The organism is Flavihumibacter cheonanensis (assembly GCF_022352215.1).
Taxonomy (GTDB): Bacteria; Bacteroidota; Bacteroidia; order Chitinophagales; family Chitinophagaceae; genus Flavihumibacter; species Flavihumibacter cheonanensis.
The window spans coordinates 168,331-186,944 of sequence record NZ_JAKRWF010000003.1; the positions used below are offsets into that span (position 1 = coordinate 168,331).

Below are 18,614 nucleotides of genomic sequence, written 5' to 3' on the forward strand. Positions count from 1 at the left end.
TATATTTTACCCTTACTTAAAACGAAAACGCCGGATAGAATCCGACGTTTTCAATAAAAAGCTACCTGGACAGCCTTACCTGTTTACAAATTTTCAATGATCCCGGCTATTCCCTGCCCTCCACCTACACAGGCCGTTACCATTCCATATTTTTTATTGAGGCGCTTCATATCATGAATTAATTGAATACTTAATTTAGCACCCGTGCAACCCAACGGATGCCCGAGGGCAATAGCTCCGCCATTGATATTAACTTTCTCAGGATCCAGACCGGCTTCACGAATAACTGCCAGCGCCTGACTGGCGAATGCTTCGTTTAATTCGACGAGATCTACCTGGGAAAGTGACAGGCCTGCCTGCTGAACTGCTTTAGGAATAGCAGCAACCGGACCGATTCCCATAATTCGGGGATGCACACCGGCACTTGCACAACTTACCAGTCTGGCTAGTGGTTGTAACCCCAGTTCCTTCACCATGGATTCACTCATAACTACCACAAATGCTGCACCATCACTGGTTTGAGAGGAATTACCGGCCGTAACAACTCCACCTGCAGCGAAAGCAGGTTTGAGTTTGGCAAGTGCTTCCAGGCTGGTATCAGCACGTGGGCCTTCATCCGTATCCACCACGTATTCTTTTTTCTGTTTTTTGCCTTTGGCATCCAGGTAAACCTGTTCCACTTTCATGGGCAGAATACCTGGTTTGAAAAAGCCGTTTTCTATCGCGTGAATGGCTTTGCGATGGCTGTTATAAGAGAATTCATCCTGCGCTTCCCGGCTCACTGAAAATTCTTTGGCCACTGCTTCTGCCGTTAAGCCCATGCTCAGATAATAATCGGGATTTTCAGTTGCCACACTATACGCCGGAACTGTTTTCCAGCCTGCTGTTGGAACCATACTCATACTCTCTGTACCTCCCGCAATAATGCAGGAAGCTTGCCCCGACCGGATCTTTGCCGTTGCTATAGCGATGGTTTCCAATCCACTTGCACAATAGCGGTTGACGGTCATACCCGGAACTTCAATACCCAGGGCACGAACCGAAATCATTCTGCCCACCTGTAAACCCTGTTCAGCTTCCGGTACAGCATTTCCAACAATCAGATCATCCACCCGCTTGGGATCCAGTTGCGGCACACTGGCCATTAACCCTTTGATCAGATCAACCGCCAGGTCATCCGGCCTGTAAAACCGAAAGCCTCCCCGTTTGGATTTTGTCACTGCTGTGCGAAAGCCAGCTACGATGTAAGCGTCTTGCATGAAATTAGGAATTAGAAATTGTGAATCAGGAAGAAGTATCAATTCATACTTCAGAATTCATACTTCTACCTTCAAATTGGTTGCATAGACAACCTTCTTCATCAAATTTAGGAGAATCCGCGTAGATGGAAAAGATTTTTTTGCAATCCCCCTGCAATGGTTTTTTTTTGATTTATGTATTCTTTTATACGCACCCTTCTTTTCTGGCTACCTGCTGAAACAGCACATTATTTCTCGATGAACAGCCTGCAATTTTTCTGTGGGATACCGTTTGTCCGCAGCCTGGTACGACGGAACTTTTCTTATGAGCTGGCCAAACCGGTTAAAGCATTCGGGCTGGAATTCAGAAATGGAGTTGGACTCGCGGCTGGCTTTGATAAAAATGCCAGATACCTGAGAGAATTGGAATTACTGGGTTTCGGATTTGTGGAGATCGGAACAGTTACCCCACAACCTCAGGAAGGAAATCCCAAACCCCGCCTCTTTCGCCTGCCTAAAGACAAGGCACTCATCAACCGCATGGGATTTAATAACGACGGCGTAAAAGTAGTAGCTGAGCGGTTGAAGAACTGGAAATTAGCTCAGTCCTTTACCAAAGAAGGAATATCCCGGCTGATTGTAGGTGGTAATATTGGCAAAAATAAAGTCACCCCGAATGAAGATGCCTGGAAAGATTATGAAATCTGTTTCCGGGAATTATTTGATGTGGTTGATTATTTTGTGGTGAATGTAAGTTCTCCCAACACTCCCGGCTTAAGAGCGCTGCAGGAGAAAGACGCGTTGCACAAAATCTTATCTCATCTGCAAACCATCAATGCACAACAGCCGCACCCCAAACCCCTTTTCCTGAAAATTGCTCCTGATTTAACGCGCGAGCAGGTGGATGATGTGGTGGACCTGGCCAGGGAAATCCAACTGGATGGTTTAGTAGTGAGCAATACGACCATATCCAGAGATGGTTTGCAAACCAATCCGAAGGAACTGGAAAACATCGGCGCGGGTGGATTGAGCGGTGCACCCATACGAGAGCGGGCTACTGAATTGGTGCGTTATATTTGCCAGCAATCCGAGAATGAAATTCCCGTAATTGCCAGTGGAGGTATTTTTTCAGGAGCAGATGCCCTTGAGAAAATCCAGGCAGGCGCCTGCCTGGTACAGGTATGGACTGGTTTTATCTATGCAGGCCCAACTATTGCAAAGCAGATCTGTAAATCAATTTAAATAATTATTCAACCCAGATATGGAACACCTGTTAACCACCGAAAGCATCATCAGTTTTATCATACTGGTTGTTTTGGAAGTAGTACTCGGAATCGACAATGTGATCTTTGTAAGTATCATCATGAACCGATTGCCGGAGGAAAAAGACCAGAAAAAAGCGAGAAGATACTGGATGATCGTTGGTATCATCATGCGCAGCGCCCTTTTGTTTGGTTTGACCTGGTTATTGGGGCAGAAAGGCAAAAACCTTTTTTCCATTGGCAGTAAAGGATTTGACCTGGCCAGCCTGGTAATGCTGTTTGGGGGCCTGTTCCTGATTTATAAATCCGTAAAGGAAATACACCACAAACTGGAGGGAGATGATCCCACAGAGAAAGCTGAAAAAAAAGCCGGACTAGGATTTGCACAGGCAATGGCACAAATTATTATTCTGGATGCCGTGTTTTCCTTTGATAGTATCCTTACAGCAGGAGGTACTGCCAAACACATCGAGATCATGATTGCTGCAGTGGTTATCGCTATGTTTGTGATGTTCCGGTTTAGTCCCAATATTTCGGGTTTCATACACAAACACCCAACTTTAAAAATGCTGGCATTATCCTTCCTGGTGATGATTGGCCTTAGCCTTGTTATCGAAGGATGGGATAGTGAAGCAGCCCATGAGCTGCATCTAAAAAACTATATCTATTTCGGAATGGCGTTTTCTGTGGGAGTTGAAATGCTGAACATGGCAATGCGGAAAAAGACCAAATTGGCGCCGGTTTCCCTTCGTGAGCCCAAATTGCCAACTGATAAAGGGACTGCTGATGATTATTCCGATATGGCGAGGTAATACTAGGTAATACAAAGCAGGGTGGCGCCAACCACTCCGGCGGTTTCCGTTCGGAGCCGGGTCTTACCCAATGTTACAGGAACAAAACCGGATTGCAATGCCAATTCAATTTCTTCCGGCGTAAAATCTCCTTCCGGGCCAATCAACAGGAGCTGGCTATCTCCGGATACAGCAGCTGAACGCAGCGATGTTCGCTCTGTTTCAAGGCAATGTGCAATCCATTTCCGATTGTAACCATCCAGTTGAAGCAGGTCATTATAGCGGAAAGACTGGGTAAGTTCGGGTATCCATGCCTGTTGGCTCTGCAGCATCGCGCTTATCAGGATTTGCTGCATTCGTTCCTGCCGGAATTGCTGCTTTTCTGTTCGATGTGCAATAACTGGAATGATTCTTCGTATACCAATCTCCGTTACTTTCTCCAGGAACCATTCAAAACGCGTACTATTTTTTACAGGAGAAATAGCAATGGTTACATTGAGTCGCTGATCAGGCTCCTGATCTGCATGAAGAACCTCAACACCCGCTCTCTTTTTATGTGCTTCGGTTATACGACACCGTAAAACAAGTCCTTTTCCATTGGTTAACAGCAATTCTTCTCCTTCCTGCATACGCAATACTGCGATCGCATGCCGTGAATTGCTTTCATCCAGCTGAAACTGTGTAGCCCCATCATACGTGCTGAGATAAAAAAAGGGAAGCGCCATTAGAACGGTGTTTCATCGTCATCAAAGGGAACATCGTTCATACGGCTGCCGATCTGGCGATAACCGCTTCCCATATCCGGGCCTGCCCCCATTGCACCTCCACCACCGGCAGAACCAATGGGTTTCCAGCCGGTCGGTAACTGACCAGCAGGTGCGCCATCTCCGCCTTCAATGCCCTCATCCACAAATTTCTGAATATGCAACATGGCGCGTAGTTTAATCGTTTCCAGTGAACCGTTCCGGTGTTTCGCAATCCGCACATGGGTTTCACCTTTCACACTCTCACCGTTTTCATTCGCATTGAGATCATAATATTCAGGACGATAAATAAACATTACCATATCTGCATCCTGCTCGATAGCACCTGATTCCCGGAGATCACTCAACTGCGGCATCTTATTTCCTTCCTTTCGGGTTTCTACCGCCCGGCTCAACTGTGAAAGAGCAATGATTGGTACTTCCAGTTCTTTCGCCAGTTGTTTTAGCGAGCGGGAAATCTGGGAAATCTCCTGTTCCCGGTTGGTATTGCCACCGGCACCGCTCATTAACTGGAGGTAGTCGATGATAATCAATCCGAGGTCGTGTTTGTTTTTCAGACGGCGGCATTTGGCGCGCAATTCGAAAATATTCAGCGCAGCTGTATCATCTATAAAAATCTTAGCCTCCGACAACCGCTGGATCCCCTTGGCATAGAGTTGTTTCATCTCATACTCTTCCAGTTTACCGCGACTTATTTTCTCCAGCCAGATTTCAGACTCTGCGGAAAGGATACGTTGTACCAACTGGCCGGCACTCATTTCAAGGCTGAATACCGCCACCGCAGTGGGTCGGGTCGGATTCAATGCGGCATTACGGGCTAGGTTAAGTGCAAAAGCGGTTTTACCTACTGCGGGACGTGCCGCCAGGATGATCAAATCCGTTTTCTGCCAGCCAAAAGTAACTTTATCGATACTGGGGAAACCAGATGGAACACCTGATATATCCTCCGTTTGATTGCGTAAATCTTCAATTCGCTGAACCGCCTGAACAAGTACTGAATCAATGGAATTGTAATCTTTCCGCAGGTGATTGTTGGTAATGTCAAAGAGTTTGCTCTCTGCTGCATCCAACAAATCAAATACATCCGTGGAATCTTCATAAGCATCCGCAATTACTTCACCACTGATCCGGATGAGTTCGCGCTGTATGAACTTCTGAAGAATAATCCGGGAGTGGGCATCTATATTGGCAGAAGAAACAACCGTATTGGTGAGTTTGGTAACATAATAGGGTCCCCCCACCATTTCCAGTTCCTCCCGCTTACGGAGTTCTTCCACCACCGTGAGAATATCGATGGGCTGACTCTTTTGGGACAATGCCTGCATAGCCCGAAAAATGCGCTGATGCGAATCGACATAAAAACATTCGGGCTTCAGAATTTCCACAACCGTATCAAAAGCAGTTTTCTCCAGCATAATGGCACCCAGTACGGCTTCCTCAAGGTCTTTGGCCTGGGGAGGAACTTTTCCATACACCATGGTGCTCAGGTCAAGGGTGCCCTTGCGCCTGTTTTTTCGGTCTTTATTTAGATTAGTAATATCCATTTGAACTTTGCAACGTTACCAGAACATTATGAAATCGTGAATCAGGTGTTAACACCTATAATCAGGACGGCGAATATAGACCCCCACCCAACTTCGAAAAAATTTTTTAAACCGTTTAGTTTTGCTAAAGTAATGCAGGAGTTTATCCACAGCTATCAGACGGTTATCCACGGTTAAAGGTGGTATATACACAATTTAAAAAAGTTTTCCTTGATATGGCAATCTTTATTCACACCAGTTGTGAACAAAGATTTTGGGGCAGATCGTTGGCCAGATACTAGAATTACCAGAATGGCGTTTCCGGCGATTTTGTTTGGTTCTGAGGTTCATTAAATCGCCCAAAAATGAAGCAGGAGGGGCATTGCGGCGATACCAGCATTTTGACAAAACAACTCAAATACAATGCAGGCAACTGTTTCACGCATTTAAAAAAAACAGTAAAATCACCTTTTTTTTCTAAAAGCATCGGTTTCACTACTGTTTCACGCATCCACCAAACTTCAGTTGACAACCAGTGGAACATGCTGAAGAAGTGCTGAAGGATGCCTGCACAATCTGTTATATTTGCGTTCTTAATTGATAACTACCTACATGACGATTTCGTATAACTGGCTGAGTGAATATCTACCCGTTTCGGTTGACCCCGAACGGTTGTCGCGCATTCTTACTTCAATAGGACTCGAAGTAGAAAGTATGTCTCCCTATGAATCTATAAGGGGAGGCTTAAAGGGACTTGTAATAGGAAAAGTGGTGGCTTGTGAACGTCACCCCAATGCCGATAAACTATCGCTGACCAAAGTGGACATCGGCGCCGAAAACCCACTTTCCATTGTTTGCGGAGCTCCGAATGTAGCGGTTGGACAAACTGTTGTGGTGGCGCCGGTAGGTACAACCATTTATCCTTTTAACGGTGATCCCCTTACCATGAAACTGGCAAAAATCCGGGGAGAAGAAAGCCAGGGAATGATTTGCGCGGAAGACGAGATCGGATTGGGGCCGGATCATGGCGGTATCCTGGTTTTGCCAGACCACCTGAAAGCAGGCACTCCCTTCAGCCAGCATTTCCCGGTTTATACCGATACCATTTACGAGATAGGTCTTACACCCAACCGGATGGATGCCATGAGTCATATGGGTGTAGCCAGGGATGTTTGCGCCTACCTGACCCATCACGATAAAAAAGAATTACGGCTCCGTCCGGTTTCTGTCAATAGTTTTAAAGCCCAGGATCAATCACTTCCTATCCAGGTAGAATTGCTCGATACCGAAGGCTGTCAGCGTTATTCCGGGGTAAGCATTACCGGTATCACAGTTGCCGAATCACCGCAGTGGCTGAAAGACCGGCTGTTATCAATCGGTTTACGACCTATCAATAATATAGTGGACATCACCAATTTCGTGTTGCATGAAACCGGTCAGCCTCTCCATGCATTTGATGCTTCAGCATTACAGGGTGATAAAATTATCGTACAGCAGGTAAAACAGGATACCCCTTTTATAACCCTGGACGGCAAGGAACGCAAACTGGATGCATCAGATATTATGATTTGCGATGCAGTCAAACCAGTTTGTATAGCCGGAGTTTTTGGCGGCCTGGGCAGTGGTGTAACCAACGAAACCAAAAATGTATTCCTTGAATCCGCCTGGTTCCATCCCAGCAGAATTCGCAAAACCTCTTTCCGGCATGGCCTGCGCACGGATGCCGCTACCCGTTTTGAGAAAGGAGTAGATATTTCGCAAACCCTCTATGCCTTGAAAAGAGCGGCATTATTAATTAAAGAACTGGCAGGTGGTACTATTTCCTCCGATATCGTGGATGTATACCCGAACCAGGAAGAAAAAAAGCAGGTAGCCATCAAATACCATTACCTGAAAAAACTCAGTGGAAAAAGTTATCACCCCGATACGATCAAAAAAATTCTCGAAGCGCTTGGCTTTGAAGTAATAAAAGACAGCATCGATGAACTGAGGCTGTCAGTACCTTATCATAAACCGGATATTTCCCTGCCGGCGGATATCGTGGAAGAAATTTTACGAATCGATGGCCTGGACAACGTGGAAATTCCGCAGGCTATTACGATCACTCCCTCTGTTGAAAACGATGTGGATGGCAAACTAAAAGAGAAGATTGCCCAGTACCTGGCAGGTTCCGGCTTCCGGGAAATCCTGACCAATTCCATTACGAACAGTGCTTATTATACAGAAGAGCAATTGGATGGGACAGTCAAAATGCTTAACAATCTTTCGGCCGAATTGAATATACTTCGTCCCTCCATGATGGAAACAGCAATGGAAGTGATTTCGTACAACCATAACCGAAAGAATGACCAGTTGCGTTTGTTTGAATTCGGGAAAACCTATTCTACAACCGGAATTGGCAATTACAGGGAACAAATGCATTGCTGCATCTACCTGAGCGGCTTGTATTCAGAAGGGTCCTGGCGTGCTGCGGCAAAACCAGCGGATTTGTTTGCATTGAAAGGAGTACTCACCCGTTTATGTGCATCTCTTGGATTAAATGCACTCAAATTGCAGGAAACGGATCTTCCAGAATTGCAACCGGGATTTGATGTGTATGCAGGTAAAGAAAAGATTGGCACAAAAGGTCAGATTTCCAAAGCCAAACTAAATCAGTTTGATATTAAAGTACCCGTATTTATGGTTGATCTTGATTGGGCTGCGGTAGTGAAGCTTGCTGGTTCCAAAAAACTGGTATTCCGGGAACTGCCCCGCCAAATCGCGGTAGAAAGGGACCTTGCCATGCTGGTTAACCGATCCGTGGCATATGGAACCATTGAAGCGGCCATCCGTAAAGCAAATCTTCCGAAACTTGCCGGTTACCGGTTGTTTGACCTGTTTGAAAGCGACAAGCTGGGTGCGGATAAAAAATCAGTGGCTATTAACTTTTCCTTCCTTGATGAGGAAAAAACAATGACTGACAAAGAGATTGACGCGCTGATGCAGAAACTGATTCAATCGCTGGAAAAAGAAACCGGGGCAGAAATCCGGAAATCCTGATGCAGGCACTACTTGACCATATCAACCGGATCCAGGATAAACTGGCAGAGCTGCAAAAGCAGTATTCCCAGGCGAAAAAGGAACAGGAGCGGATGCAACAGACCTTTCAACTTCTGCAGGAAAAAGATCGCTTGCAGCAGGCCAGAATTGAAGAACTGGAACGTCAATTAGAAGTAGTTCGTGCTACCCGGCCGGCTTCGATGAGTGATGCAGATAGGCTGGCGTTGGAGAAAAGAATCAATCAATACCTTAAAGAAATTGAGCAATGCATTGCTCTTTTAAATGAATAACCCATGGCAGACCAGTTGATTCCCGCCAATATTGTAATTGGCGACCGCACCTACCGGATCAAGATCCGGATGCAGGACGAGGAGGCGGTTCGGGCAACGGTAAAGCTCATCAATGAGAAGATACTGGAGTTCAAAACCCAGTTTTCAGCCAAAGACATGCAGGACTATATTGCGATGGTATTGGTATGGTATGCCACTGAGCAGAGTTCTTCCACCCGATCGCAACTGGATACCCGTGCTATTGAGGAAAAGCTGGAGCAAATGGAACAGTTTCTGGATAAAATGAAGCAGGGATAAGCTGTTATTCCGGAAAAAGTTCATTCAACTTTTCAAGCAACTCCTTTCCCCGAAGATTTCGGGCAATGATCCTGCCCTCCGGATCCAGCAGAAAATTCTGCGGGATGGCAGTGACCCCATAAAGAACTGCCGCCTCATTGTTCCAGTACTTCAGGTCTGAAACTTGGCGCCAGGCTAGTTTATCATCCCGAATAGCTTTTAACCAGGCAGACCTGCCGGTTGGCTGATCAAGAGAAATCCCGAGGATCTCAAATCCCTTTTCTTTGTATTTGGCATAGGCAGCCACCAGGTTAGGATTTTCATACCGGCAGGGGCCACACCAGGATGCCCAGAAATCCAGCAACAGAAACCTGCCCCGAAGGGAAGATAGAGCAACCGGTTGTCCAATTGTATCGGGAAGGGTAAACTCAGGGGCAATTCTACCGATGGCGGTAGCCCTGGCGAAATCTATTTTTTGCCGAAGTGCCTGTGCAGATGGGTAGTTACGTATCGAAGGTGCCAGTTTTAAAAAAATTGGCTCTACTTTCTCAGGATCCGTTTCAATGCCGGCATATTCAGTTAAGGCATAAAGTGCCACGGGGGAATTTGGATTGTTTGCGGCAAATTTTCCGTAGACTTTTTCGCGGTGTTCATTCGCAACTTCCGTGATCTCCGCCTCAATGCGGGCTATTTCGGCAGTATCCCGCCTTCCCCTTGCTTTGCTGAATTGCTCATACAGGGTATCCAGCCGGAACCTGTAAGGGGCTGCTGCTTTTTCCAGTTCCATGTAATCAAGCTGCGCCAGGGATCCATAGACCCTTAGATTCGTGATGGTATCAGCATGTAAAATCCGAATGGCACCCGGTTCCAGAAACAGACCGATTACCTGCGATGAACCAGATAAACTAGCCAGGGTAGGCTCCTTCAGCTTCCCGGAAAAGAAATAATTACCATTCGTTACCTCGGAGCTGTCTTTGATCCATTTATCGCCCATCGCATACTGCAGGTACAGCTTTTTGGGTAAATTTTGAATCCGGGAGAAACTCCCCTGGAGATTGAAAGATTGATCCTGGGCCCAAAGTGCAGGACCGAAAAACAGGAGTCCCAGTACCATTTTAATGCGCTTCATATTGGATTCTTTCATCCAATTTACGGCCAGATCGGAAAAGCTGCAACCTTTTATGCTTTGAATTCGTATTTTCGCGAATTAGCGTCTTATTCAACCAGTTATGAGCGATAGACGACCGAAAGACACGATTGAAAAAAGATTAAAACAATCCATCAATGAACGAAACCATCATACTATTGATTGTTGCCATACTTGCACTTGTAGTGGGCATAGTGGCAGGAAAATTTATTTTTAAAGCAAACACGCAGCAAAAAATCCTCGATGCAGAAAACCAGGCCCAGAAAATTGTAAAAGATGCACAATTACAGGCCGAGACCCTGAAAAAGGAAAAAATACTGGAGGCCAAGGAAAAATTCGTTCAGTTAAAAGCTGAACACGACAAAGAAGTATTGGATCGGAATCGCAAACTCAGCGATCTGGAAAACAGGGCCAAGCAGAAAGAGGTAAGCATCAACCAGAAAGAATCTAACCTGGACAAGCAGATTAAGGAAAATGAAGCGATTAAAGAAAATCTGAACCGCCAGATTGAGCTGGTAAACATCAAGCGTACTGAACTGGAAAAGCACCAGGAAGAACACATTCGGCGACTGGAAAAAATTGCCGGGCTTACGGCGGATGAAGCAAAAGCGCAGCTGGTAGAAAGCCTTAAAAAGGAAGCACAGACCCAAGCCATTGCGGTACAGCAGGAAATCATCGACGATGCGAAGCAAAAAGCCAATAAAGAAGCCCGCAAGATCATTATTCAAACCATCCAGCGGACCGCTGCTGAGCAGGCAATAGAAAACTCAATCACAGTATTCAACCTGGAGAGTGATGAAATCAAAGGACAGATTATCGGTCGCGAAGGCCGTAATATCCGCGCCCTGGAAGCCGCAACCGGTGTAGACCTCATTGTAGACGATACCCCGGAAGCCATCATCTTGTCTTCCTTTGACCCACTTCGCAGGGAAATTGCCCGCCTGAGTTTACAGCGACTGGTAACAGATGGACGTATTCACCCGGCCCGTATTGAAGAAGTGGTGGAAAAAACCCGCCGTCAGATTGAGGAGCAGGTAATGGAAATCGGCGACCGTACCGTAATTGAACTTGGAATCCATGGCCTTCACAAAGAACTGGTTCGTATTGTAGGTAAAATGCGCTTCCGTTCTTCTTATGGCCAGAACCTGCTGATGCACAGCCGCGAAGTGGCAAATCTTTGTGCGATCATGGCTTCCGAACTGGGCATGAACCCCAAACTGGCTAAAAGAGCCGGACTCCTTCATGATATAGGCAAAGTTCCGGATGAAGAATCTGAATTGAGCCACGCCCTGCTGGGAGCTAAACTGGCTGAAAAATACGGTGAGAACCCCGCGGTTGTGAATGCAATCGGTGCCCACCACGATGAAATGGAAATGCAATACGTAATTTCTCCCATTGTTCAGGCTTGTGACGCTATCAGTGGCGCTCGTCCCGGAGCCAGAAGGGAAATCATGCAGCAGTACCTGCAGCGGATTAAGGATCTTGAAAATATGGCGATGGCTTACCAGGGTGTTGAAAAAGCCTATGCAATTCAGGCTGGTCGTGAGTTACGGGTAATTGTGGAAGCCGACAAGGTAACAGATGCCGACAGTGACCGCCTCAGCTTTGAAATTGCCCAGAAAATCCAGACCGAAATGACCTTCCCGGGCCAGATACGCGTAACGGTAATCAGGGAGAAGAGAGCGGTGAATGTAGCGAGGTAGCATTTTTTTATTTTACTTTTGAATATTCACAATCTTTCTCTTACCTTTGCCGTCCGATAAAAAAAGAACGTCATGAACGCAGTAGCATTTGTTCACGAGCAATTAACCCCCAAAAGAGAATTTCCTAAATTCAAAGCGGGCGATAACGTGACTGTAAATTATAAAATTGTAGAAGGAAATAAGGAGCGTATCCAGAGCTTTAAAGGGGATGTGATCAAACGTCAGGGCCAGGGAACTACCCAAACCTTTACTGTTCGTAAAATCTCTGACGGTGTGGGAGTTGAAAGAACTTTCCCCCTGTTCAGCCCGAACATCGATTCTATCGCGGTTCACAAAGTTGGTAAAGTACGCAGAGCGAAACTCTATTTCCTGCGTGAGCGTAGTGGTAAGAGTGCTCGTATCAAGGAAAAGAAAATGGCAGTTGCTAAATAAGCAATTCACATTAAAAATAACAAACCGCCTTTTGGCGGTTTTTTTTGTGTTCAAATCTAATGCTGTTATAAAACCGTATCTTTACAAACTACAAAATCAATTTTAGCATGTTAGTAGCTAATCAATTATTAATGATTTCAATGCCAGGAGGCAGTGAGTGGATCCTGATCATCCTGGTGGTATTGCTGTTATTTGGTGGAAGAAAGATTCCGGAACTGATGCGTGGGCTTGGCCGTGGTATCCGTGAGTTCAACGATGCAAAGAACAATGTGAAAGAAGAAATTGAACAGGGCATTAAGGAGAAAGATAAAACCACATCTCCCCAGCAGTAAGCGTTGGATTCCCGTTACGCAAGCGTTGAACCAAAGAAATTAGCGTGGCATTGTTTGTATTTGAATCGATAGCTCAATATCATAAGGAATTAAACGATGGCTCCACTACCTGTTTATCAGTAGTGGAGTTTTATTTGCAGCAAATCCGCCAGCAACAACATCTGAATGCCTACATAGAAGTATTCGAAGCGGAAGCACTGGAACGGGCAGCACAACTCGACCGGAACAATTCCACCGGACAACCCTTGCCTCCTCTTTTTGGTGTGGTGGTCGGCATAAAAGATGTTTTATGTTATGAAGGCCATGTTGTTTCAGCTGCATCCCGCATGCTGGAAAGCTTTACAGCCCCCTATTCAGCAACCTGTATAGAGCGCCTCCTGAATGCAGGAGCCATCATCATAGGCCGATTGAATTGCGATGAATTCGCCATGGGTTCATCCAATGAAAATTCCGCATTTGGCCCTACTCTCAATGCACTTGATAATGGCCGGGTTCCTGGCGGTTCCTCCGGTGGATCTGCGGTTGCTGTGCAAGCCGGACTCTGTATGGTTAGCCTGGGTTCCGATACCGGAGGTTCTGTTCGTCAACCCGCTGACTTTACAGGTGTTTATGGATTAAAACCCAGCTATGGCCGGATTAGCCGTTATGGTCTGATTGCCTATGCTTCTTCCTTCGACCAGGTGGGCATTTTTTCGAAAAACATCGCCGATGCAGCACTTGTACTTGAAACAATTGCCGGTGCAGATTCTTTTGATAGTACCAGCTCCCCTGCTCCGGTCCCGGCCTATTCCAAAGAACTTAAGGCACCTGAAAAGTCTTACAGATTCGCTTATTTCCGGGAGGCAGTAGAACATCCATCCCTTGATCCGGAAATCAGAACTGCCCTACTCAATAAATTCGAAGTCCTGAAAACAGCAGGTCACCAGATAGAAGCTGTCGAATTCCCATTGCTGGATTATATTGTTCCAACCTATTATATACTTACCACTGCTGAAGCTTCTTCCAACCTCTCCCGCTTTGACGGCGTTCGGTATGGTCACCGCACAAAGCAGCCGGTGGAGGATTTAGCAGATTTTTATGCACAAAACCGATCCGAAGGATTTGGTCCCGAAGTCAGGCGTCGCATCCTGCTTGGAAGCTTTGTACTGAGCGCCGGATACTACGATGCATACTTTACCAAAGCCCAACAAGTAAGACGCCGGTTATTTGACCAAACACAATTGATATTCAAAGACTTTGATGCAATTTTAGGTCCAACCGCGCCAACTCCGGCTTTCCGTTTCGGCGAGAAAAAAGACGACCCAATCGCCATGTATCTCGGTGATATTTACACCGTTTTTGCCAATCTGACAGGACTTCCGGCAATCTCCCTCCCAATTTTTTGGCACAGTAATGGCATGCCATTTAGCCTCCAGGTTATGACAAACCGATTTGAGGAGCTATCTTTGCTCCAGGTTTCAGCGTCACTGGTGTAGCAAATGTATCTGTCCATCCCTTGAAAATGCGCCAAAAATCTCTGTGAGAAACTGTTTTAGTTGTTAACCAAAGTCTGGAACATGAAACAATTTCTGTTGGCGGGATGCCTGTTTTTCGGTACCCTAACAAGTGGATTCGCCCAAAAAGCGGATCAGTCCATCGTACCTGAGAAAACCAGTGTTGATACCTCCATAATAAATAAATCCACTCAACCGGCTATTGCATCAACAGCGGTCGAGATGGAAACCCCCTCTACCATTAGAAATCTTTTCGAAGAAACCGGTACTACCATCGGCTCTCCCAAACTGAATCCAAGAGCAGTCAGTTTTGTACAGGATTATATTGAGTCCTATGGTAAATCCTTACATGCCATGAAAGAATGGGCACTACCCTATTTCAATATGATGGATGGCATCATGCTCCAATATGGATTACCAAGGGAATTGAAGTACCTGGCTGTAATTGAATCCAAATTGAAATCAAACGCCGTTTCCCATGCAGGGGCCGTTGGTCCCTGGCAGTTCATGCGGGGTACCGCCATCCGACTGGGACTCAAAGTGAATAAATCAGTTGATGAGCGTACCAACTATGTAAAAAGTACCCACGCGGCAGCCAAATACCTTAAAGATCTGTATAAAATATATGGCGACTGGCTACTGGTGATTGCAGCCTATAATGCAGGTCCGGGTAATGTACAAAAAGCCATTGCCCGCAGTGGCAGCCGCAATTTCTGGGATCTTCAGTACCACCTGCCTGCAGAAACCAGAAAGCACGTAAAGAAATTTATTGGCACCCATTATGTGTTTGAAGGACAAGGAGGACTCACCACATTAACCAAAGCAGAAACCCGCGACCATTATGGAGATGGGCTCTACGCTTACACCAGGAAACTCACTCAGGAAGAAGAAGCTTCCGCACGTTCTCAATCTGTTGCCGGAAAATATCAATCTGTTGTTATTGCCAAGCATATAATGATGGACATAACCGATTTCAATCGTTACAATCCAGACTTTGATCGCGTTATGTCTACATCTGGGAATGCATATGAAATGAAATTACCGGCAGATAAAATGGAATTATTCAATGCCCACAAATATTCCATCCTACAGGAATCTGTCCAGTTGCTACTGTCCTCCACCGCTGTCATGAGCAGTCCGGGTAAATAATTAAGCAGTTGGCTTATTTCGTTGTTGACTCCAGTGCTTTGCGGATAGCTTCCACTTTAAGCAGGCACTCCTCGTATTCTCTGGCTGCATCCGCATACCAGGTAATGCCGGAGCCAACCTGGCAGGATAAATACCTGTCTTCCTGATTATACATGAGGCTTCTGATAACCACATTAAAATCAGCACTGCCATCCGATGTACAATAACCCACGGCACCGGAAAATATCCCACGTTGAACCAGTTCATACGCTTCAACTAATTCCAATACCCGCTTTTTGGGCGCACCTGTCATAGATCCCATTGGGAATGTTGCCTGCAATACGTCCACCAGGTCAACACCATCCTGCAATTGGCCGGAAATGGTAGAGATCATCTGATGCACCTGTGGAAAACTGTAAATTCCAAAAAGTTCATCCACCTTTACAGTGCCGGGTTTACAGATCATGGACAAATCATTTCTCACCAGGTCAACCACCATCACATTTTCCGAACGTTCTTTTTCACTGGCTACAAGTTCTTTAGCGGAACGCGCATCTTTTTCCGGATCCTTAAAGCGGGGAGCTGTTCCTTTGATGGGTTGAGACCAGATTTTGCCACCCTCCATTTTGAAGAATCGCTCCGGACTTGCACACATCAGAAAGCGGTTTTCCCATTTGTAGAAAACAGAATAGGGATTGGGTGAAATCGAAACCAATTTATTAAAAACAACAACGGGATCAATGACGGTATTTTTCGCCCGGAACTCCTGGCAGAAATTTATTTCATAACAGTCACCCCGATGGATATGCGCTTTTAATGCTTCTACTCTCCGGATGTAATCTTGAGCGCTCATCGCTGCCTCAAGAGTTGCTGAAGGAATCTGAGTGTCCGGTTGAATCGGAGTATCCATGATCTGCCGGTAAACCAGCTCAGTTTCCATAGAATAACTACTGATCAATACCTTGTTCTCTCTTACGAGCAGAAGTGTATCCGGCACAAAAAAACAGCAATCGGCAAATCCAATCGGATCAGGCAGTTGTGTACCACTTTGCATGGTTTCCGCTTTCATGCCAAAACCGAGGTGGCCAAAAGTCCAGTCGGATGTCTCCTGTAGAAATTGACGGAGCGCAGGCAACGCAGTTCCTGCCTTTTCTGAGATATTCTTCCATGAACCGGCTGCTAAAAGGCATTCATAGCTATGCAGGTTTTCCTGGTAACCATGATTGTCCATAAAGCAACAAATGTTGAACGGGCTGGCCCAGTTCAACATTTGAATTTTCAGTGCTGACAGTTGTTCAATGGCGTATGCCCTGAATGTTCTGCCGTGCAGCAATATTTCAGTTAACATTAGAAGTCGTCCTCTTCATCGTCGAAGCCGGTGTCATTGAATAAATCAAGATCTTTAAAATCATCATCAAGACCCAGATCATCCTCTTCTTTACCAGGCTTCTTGGTTCCGGTACTTTTTTTGGTTTTTGATTTAGGCAGATCAAATTCCTCAAAATCAGGATCCCAATCGTCCTCTTCCTCTACCTTTTCCCAATCATCATCCTCCAGATCATCCGTATCTTCTTCCTCCTCCTCGTCATCCTCGTCTTTTTTGGATTTTGCCGATTTGGATGCTTTCTTGGAAGCTTTTGGAGTTTCCTCCTCATCTTCCAACTCATCCTCCTCGTCTTCCATTTTTTTCTTGGATTTAGAAGAAGTTTTCTTTACCGGCTCATCACTGGACGAAGCCTTCGGGGTAGTCTTTTTTTCCTTATCAGATTTAGCAGCCATAGCACAAAAGGGATTACATTGTAAATTTTCAGCGTTCTTGTTAAATAGCCAAATTTTCAACTAATAATTTTTAGCGCTTACCAGATTTATAAGGTAACAATCTGATCGCGACCAGGTCCATTAGAAATATGACTAACGTCTGCTCCAACAAACTTATTGATGAAGGAGACATATTCTTTCATGGATGCAGGTAAATCCGCCGGATTTTTCAACTGGCTGGTATCCTGGTTCCATCCTGCTAATGCCTTCAGTACAGGTTTGATCTGGTGACGGGTCATCTGGAATGGGATATAAGGTGTTTCCTTACCATCCACTTCATAAGCCGTACAAACCTGGAGTTCCTTGAATTGGTCCAAAACATCCGCCTTGGTCATAATTACTTTGGTAACACCATTGATCATACAGGCATATTTAAGGGCTACCAGGTCAATCCATCCACAACGACGGGGACGTCCGGTAGTTGCCCCAAATTCATTGCCCAGTTTGCGCAATTCTTCACCGGTTTCATCCATCAGCTCAGTTGGGAATGGTCCTCCGCCTACACGTGTACAATAAGCTTTTGTTACCCCCATCACTTCACGGATTTTTTGCGGTGCTACACCCAGACCATTGCATACACCCGAGGTAGTAGTGTTGGATGAAGTTACGAAGGGGAAGGTACCGAAATCAATATCCAGCATACTGCCCTGGGCTCCTTCTGCCAGTACTTTTTTACCAGCTGCCATTTGTTCATTGATGAAATATTCGCCATTCACCACGTTCAGGCTGCGCAGGAATTCAATTGCTTCAAAGAATTCTTCCTCCCAGGCAGTGATATCTTCCTGGAAATTAAAATTATCCAGCAAACGCTGGTGCTTCAGCCGTAAACGGATATAGGAAGTGGTAAAGTTTTTATCGAGCAGGTCTCCCACACGCAAACCATTTCTACCGGTTTTATCCATATATGCAGGACCAATACCTTTCAAAGTAGAGCCGATCTTATCGTTTCCTTTTTGCAATTCAGAAGCCTTATCCAATGCACGATGTGTAGGCAGGATCAGGTGCGTGCGATGAGAGATAAACATATTCTTACGTACATCCACCCCAAAACTTTTTACCGTTTCACATTCTCTTTTCAGAGTTACCGGATCCAGCACCACACCATTGCCGATCAGATTGATGGTATTTTCATGAAATACTCCGGAAGGGATCTGGTGTAATACTACTTTTTTACCCTCTACATAGAGCGTATGTCCGGCGTTCGGGCCTCCCTGGAAGCGCGCGATGATATCGTATTGAGGAGCGAAATAATCAACAATTTTCCCCTTCCCTTCATCGCCCCACTGGAGGCCTAAAATTGCATCTACCATTTTTATAATTTGACTGCTTGCTTGTAATCAGGCAGCAAAAATAGGTGGATCAGACTCAAATAAAAAAC

17 protein-coding genes are annotated in these 18,614 nt (G+C 45.6%); 10 read left to right on the forward strand and 7 right to left on the reverse strand.

Features of this window, described 5'->3' with window-relative positions; translation table 11 throughout:
* Nucleotides 1-83: 83 nt before the first annotated feature.
* Nucleotides 84-1,259 (reverse strand): thiolase family protein, encoded by a 1,176-nt coding sequence (locus MD536_RS14600; protein ID WP_234867048.1) that lies wholly within the window; start codon nt 1,257-1,259, stop codon nt 84-86.
* Nucleotides 1,260-1,433: 174 nt separating this feature from the next.
* On the opposite strand from MD536_RS14600, the gene MD536_RS14605 reads away from it, so the two are divergent.
* Complete coding sequence (locus MD536_RS14605) at nt 1,434-2,480, forward strand: quinone-dependent dihydroorotate dehydrogenase (protein ID WP_239601413.1); 1,047 nt, start codon at nt 1,434-1,436, stop codon at nt 2,478-2,480.
* Between the two features lie 19 nt (nt 2,481-2,499).
* Complete coding sequence (locus tag MD536_RS14610; protein ID WP_239601415.1) at nt 2,500-3,312, forward strand: TerC family protein; 813 nt, start codon at nt 2,500-2,502, stop codon at nt 3,310-3,312.
* A 2-nt stretch (nt 3,313-3,314) separates the two neighbouring features.
* On the opposite strand, the gene MD536_RS14615 is transcribed toward MD536_RS14610, so the two are convergent.
* Nucleotides 3,315-4,016: an RsmE family RNA methyltransferase gene (locus tag MD536_RS14615; RefSeq protein ID WP_239601417.1), complete on the reverse strand. Its 702-nt coding sequence runs from the start codon at nt 4,014-4,016 to the stop codon at nt 3,315-3,317.
* The gene (gene dnaB, locus MD536_RS14620) at nt 4,016-5,599 is read right to left on the reverse strand and encodes a replicative DNA helicase (protein WP_239601418.1); all 1,584 of its coding nucleotides are present in this window, start codon (nt 5,597-5,599) and stop codon (nt 4,016-4,018) included. Before dnaB ends, MD536_RS14615 begins: the two co-directional genes overlap by 1 nt.
* A gap of 591 nt (nt 5,600-6,190) precedes the next feature.
* Between dnaB and pheT the strand changes: the two genes are divergently transcribed.
* From pheT to MD536_RS14635, 3 genes are read left to right on the forward strand one after another with little or no spacing between them, the layout of a single operon-like run.
* Nucleotides 6,191-8,617 (forward strand): phenylalanine--tRNA ligase subunit beta, encoded by a 2,427-nt coding sequence (gene pheT, locus MD536_RS14625; protein ID WP_239601420.1) that lies wholly within the window; start codon nt 6,191-6,193, stop codon nt 8,615-8,617.
* Nucleotides 8,617-8,907, forward strand: a complete 291-nt coding sequence (locus tag MD536_RS14630) for a hypothetical protein (protein ID WP_239601421.1) — start codon at nt 8,617-8,619, stop codon at nt 8,905-8,907. Before pheT ends, MD536_RS14630 begins: the two co-directional genes overlap by 1 nt.
* A gap of 3 nt (nt 8,908-8,910) precedes the next feature.
* Complete coding sequence (locus MD536_RS14635) at nt 8,911-9,204, forward strand: cell division protein ZapA (RefSeq protein ID WP_239601422.1); 294 nt, start codon at nt 8,911-8,913, stop codon at nt 9,202-9,204.
* Between the two features lie 4 nt (nt 9,205-9,208).
* Here MD536_RS14635 and MD536_RS14640 read toward each other — a convergent pair whose 3' ends face one another.
* Complete coding sequence (locus tag MD536_RS14640) at nt 9,209-10,312, reverse strand: TlpA disulfide reductase family protein (RefSeq protein ID WP_239601424.1); 1,104 nt, start codon at nt 10,310-10,312, stop codon at nt 9,209-9,211.
* A 155-nt stretch (nt 10,313-10,467) separates the two neighbouring features.
* On the opposite strand from MD536_RS14640, the gene rny reads away from it, so the two are divergent.
* From rny to MD536_RS14665, 5 genes are all read left to right on the forward strand, one after another.
* Nucleotides 10,468-12,033: a ribonuclease Y gene (gene rny, locus MD536_RS14645; protein WP_239601426.1), complete on the forward strand. Its 1,566-nt coding sequence runs from the start codon at nt 10,468-10,470 to the stop codon at nt 12,031-12,033.
* A gap of 72 nt (nt 12,034-12,105) precedes the next feature.
* Nucleotides 12,106-12,465 (forward strand): 50S ribosomal protein L19, encoded by a 360-nt coding sequence (rplS, locus tag MD536_RS14650; protein WP_234867058.1) that lies wholly within the window; start codon nt 12,106-12,108, stop codon nt 12,463-12,465.
* A 107-nt stretch (nt 12,466-12,572) separates the two neighbouring features.
* Complete coding sequence (locus MD536_RS14655) at nt 12,573-12,797, forward strand: Sec-independent protein translocase subunit TatA/TatB (protein ID WP_234867059.1); 225 nt, start codon at nt 12,573-12,575, stop codon at nt 12,795-12,797.
* 44 nt (nt 12,798-12,841) lie between these two features.
* A complete protein-coding gene (gene gatA, locus MD536_RS14660; protein ID WP_239601427.1) occupies nt 12,842-14,272 on the forward strand; it encodes an Asp-tRNA(Asn)/Glu-tRNA(Gln) amidotransferase subunit GatA in 1,431 nt (476 codons plus the stop codon).
* 81 nt (nt 14,273-14,353) lie between these two features.
* Nucleotides 14,354-15,439 carry a lytic transglycosylase domain-containing protein gene (locus tag MD536_RS14665; RefSeq protein ID WP_239601429.1) on the forward strand — a complete coding sequence of 362 codons (1,086 nt, stop codon included), beginning with the start codon at nt 14,354-14,356 and terminating at the stop codon, nt 15,437-15,439.
* A gap of 13 nt (nt 15,440-15,452) precedes the next feature.
* Here MD536_RS14665 and MD536_RS14670 read toward each other — a convergent pair whose 3' ends face one another.
* The 3 genes from MD536_RS14670 to MD536_RS14680 all read right to left on the reverse strand — a co-directional run bounded on the left by MD536_RS14670 (nt 15,453) and on the right by MD536_RS14680 (nt 18,546).
* Nucleotides 15,453-16,649 carry an anthranilate synthase component I family protein gene (locus tag MD536_RS14670; RefSeq protein WP_239601430.1) on the reverse strand — a complete coding sequence of 399 codons (1,197 nt, stop codon included), beginning with the start codon at nt 16,647-16,649 and terminating at the stop codon, nt 15,453-15,455.
* A gap of 116 nt (nt 16,650-16,765) precedes the next feature.
* Complete coding sequence (locus tag MD536_RS14675) at nt 16,766-17,197, reverse strand: hypothetical protein (protein ID WP_239601432.1); 432 nt, start codon at nt 17,195-17,197, stop codon at nt 16,766-16,768.
* 86 nt (nt 17,198-17,283) lie between these two features.
* A complete protein-coding gene (locus tag MD536_RS14680; protein WP_239601434.1) occupies nt 17,284-18,546 on the reverse strand; it encodes an adenylosuccinate synthase in 1,263 nt (420 codons plus the stop codon).
* Between the last annotated feature and the right edge of the window lie 68 nt (nt 18,547-18,614).

Excerpts from the sequence above, each read along its gene's own strand:
- MD536_RS14600 (WP_234867048.1), bottom strand. The coding sequence starts at position 1,259 with ATGCAAGACGCTTACATCGTAGCTGGCTTTCGCACAGCAGTGACAAAA.
- MD536_RS14605 (WP_239601413.1), top strand. The coding sequence starts at position 1,434 with ATGTATTCTTTTATACGCACCCTTCTTTTCTGGCTACCTGCTGAAACA.
- MD536_RS14610 (WP_239601415.1), top strand. The coding sequence starts at position 2,500 with ATGGAACACCTGTTAACCACCGAAAGCATCATCAGTTTTATCATACTG.
- MD536_RS14615 (WP_239601417.1), bottom strand. The coding sequence starts at position 4,016 with ATGGCGCTTCCCTTTTTTTATCTCAGCACGTATGATGGGGCTACACAG.
- dnaB (WP_239601418.1), bottom strand. The coding sequence starts at position 5,599 with ATGGATATTACTAATCTAAATAAAGACCGAAAAAACAGGCGCAAGGGC.
- pheT (WP_239601420.1), top strand. The coding sequence starts at position 6,191 with ATGACGATTTCGTATAACTGGCTGAGTGAATATCTACCCGTTTCGGTT.
- MD536_RS14630 (WP_239601421.1), top strand. The coding sequence starts at position 8,617 with ATGCAGGCACTACTTGACCATATCAACCGGATCCAGGATAAACTGGCA.
- MD536_RS14635 (WP_239601422.1), top strand. The coding sequence starts at position 8,911 with ATGGCAGACCAGTTGATTCCCGCCAATATTGTAATTGGCGACCGCACC.
- MD536_RS14640 (WP_239601424.1), bottom strand. The coding sequence starts at position 10,312 with ATGAAGCGCATTAAAATGGTACTGGGACTCCTGTTTTTCGGTCCTGCA.
- rny (WP_239601426.1), top strand. The coding sequence starts at position 10,468 with ATGAACGAAACCATCATACTATTGATTGTTGCCATACTTGCACTTGTA.
- rplS (WP_234867058.1), top strand. The coding sequence starts at position 12,106 with ATGAACGCAGTAGCATTTGTTCACGAGCAATTAACCCCCAAAAGAGAA.
- MD536_RS14655 (WP_234867059.1), top strand. The coding sequence starts at position 12,573 with ATGTTAGTAGCTAATCAATTATTAATGATTTCAATGCCAGGAGGCAGT.
- MD536_RS14665 (WP_239601429.1), top strand. The coding sequence starts at position 14,354 with ATGAAACAATTTCTGTTGGCGGGATGCCTGTTTTTCGGTACCCTAACA.
- MD536_RS14670 (WP_239601430.1), bottom strand. The coding sequence starts at position 16,649 with ATGGACAATCATGGTTACCAGGAAAACCTGCATAGCTATGAATGCCTT.
- MD536_RS14675 (WP_239601432.1), bottom strand. The coding sequence starts at position 17,197 with ATGGCTGCTAAATCTGATAAGGAAAAAAAGACTACCCCGAAGGCTTCG.
- MD536_RS14680 (WP_239601434.1), bottom strand. The coding sequence starts at position 18,546 with ATGGTAGATGCAATTTTAGGCCTCCAGTGGGGCGATGAAGGGAAGGGG.